The sequence below is a fragment of the Leeuwenhoekiella parthenopeia genome, from assembly GCF_020782115.1.
Lineage (GTDB): Bacteria > Bacteroidota > Bacteroidia > Flavobacteriales > Flavobacteriaceae > Leeuwenhoekiella > Leeuwenhoekiella parthenopeia.
Window position 1 is genome coordinate 88,902 of record NZ_JAJGMW010000018.1, and the last position, 6,935, is coordinate 95,836.

7 protein-coding genes are annotated in these 6,935 nt (G+C 42.0%); 3 read left to right on the plus strand and 4 right to left on the minus strand.

Translation table 11 applies throughout. The features are described 5' to 3' along the window. Position 1 precedes the first annotated feature (1 nt). Positions 2 to 655: an alpha/beta hydrolase gene (locus tag LLW17_RS13545; protein WP_228230827.1), complete on the plus strand. Its 654-nt coding sequence runs from the start codon at positions 2 to 4 to the stop codon at positions 653 to 655. Here the strand turns inward: LLW17_RS13545 and LLW17_RS13550 are convergent. Further along, a complete protein-coding gene (locus LLW17_RS13550) occupies positions 652 to 1,134 on the minus strand; it encodes a hypothetical protein (protein WP_228230828.1) in 483 nt (160 codons plus the stop codon). The two genes, LLW17_RS13545 and LLW17_RS13550, sit on opposite strands and share 4 nt — an antisense overlap. A gap of 5 nt (positions 1,135 to 1,139) precedes the next feature. Continuing rightward, positions 1,140 to 1,904 carry an MBL fold metallo-hydrolase gene (locus tag LLW17_RS13555; protein WP_228230829.1) on the minus strand — a complete coding sequence of 255 codons (765 nt, stop codon included), beginning with the start codon at positions 1,902 to 1,904 and terminating at the stop codon, positions 1,140 to 1,142. A 109-nt stretch (positions 1,905 to 2,013) separates the two neighbouring features. Here LLW17_RS13555 and LLW17_RS13560 point away from each other — a divergent pair, with 109 nt between their 5' ends. After that, positions 2,014 to 3,474: a TonB-dependent receptor gene (locus LLW17_RS13560; RefSeq protein WP_228230830.1), complete on the plus strand. Its 1,461-nt coding sequence runs from the start codon at positions 2,014 to 2,016 to the stop codon at positions 3,472 to 3,474. Between the two features lie 37 nt (positions 3,475 to 3,511). On the opposite strand, the gene hisS is transcribed toward LLW17_RS13560, so the two are convergent. Next, positions 3,512 to 4,885, minus strand: a complete 1,374-nt coding sequence (gene hisS / locus LLW17_RS13565) for a histidine--tRNA ligase (RefSeq protein ID WP_228230831.1) — start codon at positions 4,883 to 4,885, stop codon at positions 3,512 to 3,514. 156 nt (positions 4,886 to 5,041) lie between these two features. Between hisS and LLW17_RS13570 the strand changes: the two genes are divergently transcribed. Beyond that, the gene (locus LLW17_RS13570) at positions 5,042 to 6,283 is read left to right on the plus strand and encodes an ABC transporter permease (protein WP_228230832.1); all 1,242 of its coding nucleotides are present in this window, start codon (positions 5,042 to 5,044) and stop codon (positions 6,281 to 6,283) included. Positions 6,284 to 6,317: 34 nt separating this feature from the next. Here the strand turns inward: LLW17_RS13570 and LLW17_RS13575 are convergent, their stop codons facing one another. After that, the gene (locus LLW17_RS13575) at positions 6,318 to 6,794 is read right to left on the minus strand and encodes a DUF6495 family protein (RefSeq protein WP_228230833.1); all 477 of its coding nucleotides are present in this window, start codon (positions 6,792 to 6,794) and stop codon (positions 6,318 to 6,320) included. Positions 6,795 to 6,935: the final 141 nt, after the last annotated feature.

Genomic DNA, 6,935 nt, shown 5'->3' on the forward strand with positions numbered 1-6,935 from the left:
CATGAACAATTTCTCTCTAGAACACCTTATTCAAAAACCAAAAATACAAACCGACTCAAAACCGCCTCTTTTGCTGCTTTTACACGGGTACGGAAGCAATGAAGAGGACTTGTTTTCATTCGCTCCCGAGCTGCCTGAAACGTATTTTATCATTTCTGCGAAAGCACCATTAGCTATGCAACCTTATGGCAATGCCTGGTACACCATTCACTGGGATGCTACAGACGGAAAATGGTCTGATGACGAAGAGGCTTTAGCAGCCCGTGACCTGCTCGTGAAATTTATAGACGAAGTAGTCGACGCTTACGATCTGGATGCTTCAAATGTGACACTACTCGGCTTTAGTCAGGGTTGTATTTTGAGCTATGCAGTGGCACTCACCTATCCTGAAAAGGTGAAAAATTTAATTGGTCTTAGCGGCTACATCAATGAGGCCATAACAGACCCGAAATCTGATTTGAGTGCTTATGAGCATCTTTCGGTTTTTAGCTCGCACGGTACGGTAGATCAGGTTATTCCGGTTAGCGCTGCGCGGAAAGTACCCGCGTATCTTGAAAAACTGGGGATTAAAGGGAGATTACGCGAATATCCTGTGGGACACGGGGTGGCTCCGCAGAATTTCTACGATTTGCGTGACTGGCTACTGAAGCATTAAGGATAAATCACGCTCTGCAGGGTTTCAAAACTGATGCTTCCGTCTTTATCCACATCATAAAGCAAGATTAATTCGCCCCAACGTTTTCCGTCGCTGAAATCGGCGATCACCCATTTGTGATTCAGCACTTCCACTTTATTAATTTGAAAAACTCCGGTGGCGTTCTCATAGGGAATAAGCGGGTTACCTGAAGTTGAATTCTTAGAAACCAGAGCGGTTTCGATTCGGCTCTCAAGACCGCCGACCTCTACACCAAAACGCTCAAAGTAATCATATGCATTCTCATTACCGGTTAGTTTAAAATAACGACCGGCATTCAGATCAATTGAAGCAAGAGAATCGTTCACTTCTGTAAGCTCAACTTCCAGACGCTCAATTTTATCTTGTTGTCTATCAAAAGATTTGCTGGCGTTTACGTATTGAAAAACAATCCATAATGCTGCAAATAAAAAAAGGTACATAAAAATGCTACGGCGCATGGTAGTTATAATTCTAAAGTTAAGCCATCATAAGCCAGGTGTACGTTTTCAGGAAGTTTATCTTCAACTTCTGCGTGAAAACCCAACAAATGGCTGATGTGGGTAAAATAGGTTCTTTTGGGTTTTATTTCGGCAACAAAATCAAGCGCTTCCTCCAGGTTAAAATGCGAATAGTGTGGTTCTTTGCGCAAGGCATTTACAACCAGAACATCAAGACCTTTCAACTTGGCCTTTTCTTCCTCGGCAATGGTTTTAACATCGGTAAGATAAGCCAGGTTTTCAAAGCGGTAACCAAAAACCTGAAGATTGGCATGCATCACATTTACAGGAGTTACTTCAAGATCATTCAATTGAAAAGATTCATTATTCACAACCTCGTTGATGGCTACAGCCGGAGCTCCGGGATAGCGGTCTTCGGTCTTAAAAATATAATCAAAGCGTTTTTTGAGTTCGCCCACAACCCGTTTGTGCGCATAAATAGGAATATCGCCCTGTCTGAAGAAAAACGGACGTATATCATCGAGTCCCGCAGTATGATCTGCGTGCTCGTGGGTAAAAAGTAAAGCATCCAAATGATCAACCTGGTGAGTCAGCATTTGCTGCCTAAAATCTGGCCCGCAATCAATTACATAATTATAGCCGTTTACTTCAATAAGTGCCGAAACCCGCAAGCGTGTATCACGGGGATCTTCACTTTTGCAAACCGGGTGATTGCTGCCAATAATGGGGATTCCCTGCGATGTGCCTGTGCCTAGAAAAGTGATTTTCAAACCTGTGAAATTTAACACAAAACTACACTTTATTTTTTCTAAGCCCTACCATTTTGGTATCTTTAACCCGTCAATAACATGACCAGTACTCACCCAAAACCTACGCAATATGCCTATCACAATTCAAGGTGACAAAGAGTTTGAAAATATCCCTTCGATTAACAATAAAGCCCTACGTATTAACCTGAATGAAAACATCTACGGTACTTTTGCCGAAATAGGTGCCGGTCAGGAAACCGTAAGGCATTTTTTTAGAGCGGGGGGTGCCAGTGGTACTATCGCAAAAGCTATGTCTGCTTACGATAAAGACTTTAGCGACGCAGTGTATGGTGTGGAGGAAGATCAGCGCTATGTAACTGAGTCCCGACTCAAAAAAATGCTGGCTCACGAGACCAATTTGCTTGAGAATCGTATTTCCCGCGAAAAGCATCCTAACAAGATCTATTTCACGTATGCCAACACCGTTGCCACAATAGATTTTGCTAAAAAATACAAAGGACACGGTTGGGTAGGAATAAAATACCAGACCAAACCGGGTGGCGATTTTAACGAGATTATCCTGCACGTGCGTTTTCACGAGACCGATGCACGGCTGCAGCAACTCACACTGGGTACGCTGGGTGTAAACCTGATTTACGGAGCCTACTACAAGTATGACTCTCCTAAAAAATTACTGCGCTACCTCTACGATCATATCGATAAAGATCAGATCGAGATCGATATGATTAACTTTTCGGGGCCTGAGTTTGCAAAGGTTGACAACCGTCTGATGAGTTTACAGCTGGTTAAAAACGGATTTACAGATGCCGTAATGTTTGGCCCTGATGGAAATAACATTCTGGCTGCAAAAATTCTTTACAAAAAGAATATTCTTGCGCTGCGCGGAAGCTTTAGACCGGTAACCAAGGTGAATACCGATATGTACCGCAAATCGCTTCAGATCTTCTTAAATGAAAACCGGGTAAGCGAAGACAATACCGAAGTTATTTTTGAAATTACCCTTTCAAACCTTCGGGCCGAAGGAGAAATCGATGAAGAAGATTTTATGGATCGTGCGCGTCTGCTCTGTAATCTGGGGCATACCGTAATGATTTCAAACTTTCAGGAATACTATAAACTGGTTGAATACTTCTCGCGTTACACCAAAGAACGTATGGGACTTGCGATGGGTGTTAATAACCTGATCGATATTTTTGACGAGTCGTATTACCGCCATCTCAGCGGTGGAATTCTGGAGGCTTTTGGCAAGCTATTCTTTAAAGATTTACGCGTATATCTGTATCCTATGCGTGATCCCGAAACCGGTGAATTCTTTACCAGCGAAAACTTGAAGGTGCATCCGCGTATGAAAGAATTGTACAAATTCTTCAAATACAACGGTCGTGTGGTAGATATCGAAGATTACAACCCCGATATCCTCAATGTATTCTCCAGACAGGTACTTAAAATGATTTCAACCGGTGAGCCGGGATGGGAAGCTATGTTACCTAACGGAATCGCCCAGCAGATTAAAGATCAGCGGCTTTTTGACTACACGCCACCGGCTGTGGAACAGGAAGAAGCTCAATAAAATAAAAAAACGGGATCAAATGATCCCGCTTTTTTATTTAAGATATAGCCTTTATTAGTGCCTGCAGATTTAAAGATTGCTGCTCGCCCGTTTTCATATTTTTTAGGGTATACACCCCATCTGCCATTTCCTGAGTACCCGCGAGTACTACAAAGTTGATGTTACGCTTATCGGCGTGAGACATTTGCTTTTTCATCTTGGCACTGTCCGGATAAAGCTCTGCAGTGATGCCCGCTTCGCGTAAACTTTGAACAGCTTTTAAACAATACAGCGCTTCGTTTTCACCGAAATTGAGGAATAAAAGACGCGTACCTTTAATGGCTTGTTCAGGAAAAAGATTTAACTCTTCGAGCACCAGGTAAATACGGTCTAAACCGAAAGAAATCCCAACGCCGCTAAGTGGTTGGTTAGATCCAAAAATACTAGTCAAATCATCATAGCGACCACCACCGCCAATACTTCCCATTTGCACGCCTTTTGGTGCAGCCACTTCAAAAATCGCTCCCGTGTAGTAATTGAGTCCGCGGGCTAAAGTGACATCCAGATCGAGGGTTACGGTTTTAAGGCCTAAAGCTTCAATCTTCTCGTTGATGTATTGTAATTCTTCAATTCCCTGTTTTCCGGTTTCTGAATCTGCTAAAAGTTCTTTTAATACTGAAAGTTTCTCCGCAAAGCTTCCGCTTACCTTAAAAATGGGTTTGACGCGCTCAATGGCTTCAGCAGTAATTCCTTTGGAAAGCATTTCGGTAATCACACCTTCCTCCCCTATTTTATCGAGTTTATCTAGCGCTACGGTAAAATCAATCAGTTTATCTGAAGCACCTATGGTTTCGGCAAGGCCGGAAAGGATTTTACGGTTGTTCATTTTAACCGTGGTGCCTTTCAGTCCCAAATCGGTAAAAACCGCATCATACAATTGTACAAAAGTGACTTCCTGAAGCAACGATTGCGAACCTACCGCATCTGCATCACATTGAAAAAACTCACGAAAACGACCCTTTTGCGGACGGTCTGCACGCCATACCGGCTGTATCTGATACCGCTTAAACGGAAACTCAATCTCATTTTGATGCTGCACCACATAGCGCGCAAACGGCACGGTAAGGTCGTAACGTAGGGCTTTTTCGGAGATTTCTGATGTCAATGCATTGCTGTCCTTTGCAGCATAGTTTTCCTCCGAAACTTTACTCAAATAATCACCGCTATTCAGAATCTTAAAGATCAACCGGTCGCCTTCATCGCCGTATTTACCCATCAGCGTGCTGCTGTTTTCAAAAGACGGAGTTTCAATAGGCTGAAAACCGAACAGCTCAAAATTATGGCGCAACGTATTGATGATGTAATTGCGTCTCGATACTTCTTCAGGTGAAAAATCACGGGTTCCTTTAGGTATACTGGGTTTTTGAGCCATATTATCTGTTGTTATTAGGCTTTGAAATTATAAACTATTTAATTCCCCCTTTAGGGGGCTGCAAATATCTTAAAAAATGAGGGTTTGTGCTTCTTTATTTTATAAAACGGTAACTTTTTAGAACTTTAGCAGACCTATGGTCACAAACTAACATTTATGTTTTCACTTTTTCGCGAAAATGTGCGCATCGCTTTTGATTCTATACGTACGCAATTGTTGCGCACCATACTTACCGTATTGATTATCGCAATAGGTATTACGGCTCTTGTAGCCATTTTAAGCCTGGTTAAAGCGCTTGAAAATACCATAAGCAGTGATTTCTCCTCTATGGGTGCCAATACGTTTAATATACAGCGGTATGAGTTTAACACCCGCAGACGCGAAAGCGGTGAAGATCAAAAAATAAATCCTGTGATACGCTACACACAGGTGAAAGCCTTTGAAGAAAACTATATTTTTCCCACGTCTCAGGTTTCGGTTTCCTTTACCGGTACCTCGACCGCCGAGGTAAAATTTGAAAATGAAGAAACAGATCCTGAAGTCACCGTACTTGGAGCCAATGAAAACTTCCTTGAAAACTCCGGCCTGGATTTAGCTTTGGGCCGTGATTTTACGCAGTTTGATATTCAAAACAACAATAGGGTTTGTATTTTGGGAAGCGATTTTAAAAACGGACTGCTCAAAAACGTAAATCCCATCAATAAAACCATCAGCATTCGCGGCTCGCGCTTTAAGGTTATAGGAGTGCTTGAAGAAAAGGGTTCAACTTTTGGAAATAATCAGGATTTACGGGTAATTATCCCTATTCAGGTTGCGAGGTCCCTATTTACACAACCCAACATCAACTATTCGGTAAGTGTGAAAGTAGATAATAAAGATGCTTTTGAAGGAGCTCTCGATGAGGCGATCATCACCTTTAGAAATATCAGACAACTCGCGCCTGTTGAAAAAAATGACTTTGGAATAGGCAGAAGTGATGACCTAATTAATCAAATTAGTGAAATAAGTGGTTATCTCTCTATTGCCGCCTGGGTTATAAGCCTGATTACGATATTGGGTTCATCGATAGCCCTTATGAACATTATGCTGGTTTCGGTTACTGAACGTACCCGCGAAATTGGTGTACGTAAAGCATTAGGAGCCAAAAAGAGCACCATTGCAGGACAGTTTCTAATGGAAACGATTATGATAGGTCAGTTTGGCGGTATACTTGGGATTATTCTGGGAATAGCCATCGGAATTCTCATATCTTCTGTAGCTAATTTTAATTTTACCACACCCTGGCTGGCCATGTTTTCGGCTACCGCAGTAACGCTGATTGTCGCGATTATTGCAGGCCTCTTACCTGCGGTTAAAGCCGCAAAATTAGACCCGGTAGAATCGCTGCGCTACGAGTAATCTAAATTTGAATTTAAGAATGAGATTAGGTAAGCTAATCTACTTCAACAAATTTCTCAAACCACTTGTACAGATCGCCCTGTGTGATATTTGCACCTTGTCGTATTAAGACGAAAATATCATTGTTGCGATCATCAGAAAGCAGCTTGCTCGAGGTGTACAGATTTACCTCGTCTTTCATGAAATTTTCCTGAAGCCATTTGTAACCGGCAGCTGTGGTTATGTCGATGCTTTTATTTTCGACTTCAATAGAAATCATACTTATTTTAACAGCACCTACTTCAAAGAGAAACATATGCTGGGCCGAAAAATGCTCGAGATACTGCACTTTGCTCAAAACACCTTCCCAGATAAGATCGCTAAAAACGTCCAGTTCCTGCTCTGCAACCTCGGGCTTATCGCGTTTTATAGACTCCCACTCGTCTGCGGTGATTGACTGTGTTGCCAGAAAATTTATAAACTCCTGGTGCATTTCATCAAGTTGTTCTTTAGTAAGTCTGATGTATTTCATTACTGAATTTTTTAACTAAACCACTCTGCACTAAAAGTGCAGAGGTTTATTTTACTGGGGACTGAAAGTCCCCTTTCTTATTCCAATATAAAATTGGAATTATCAGTACCATCGCGACGATGATGTTCTAAATAGTCATTG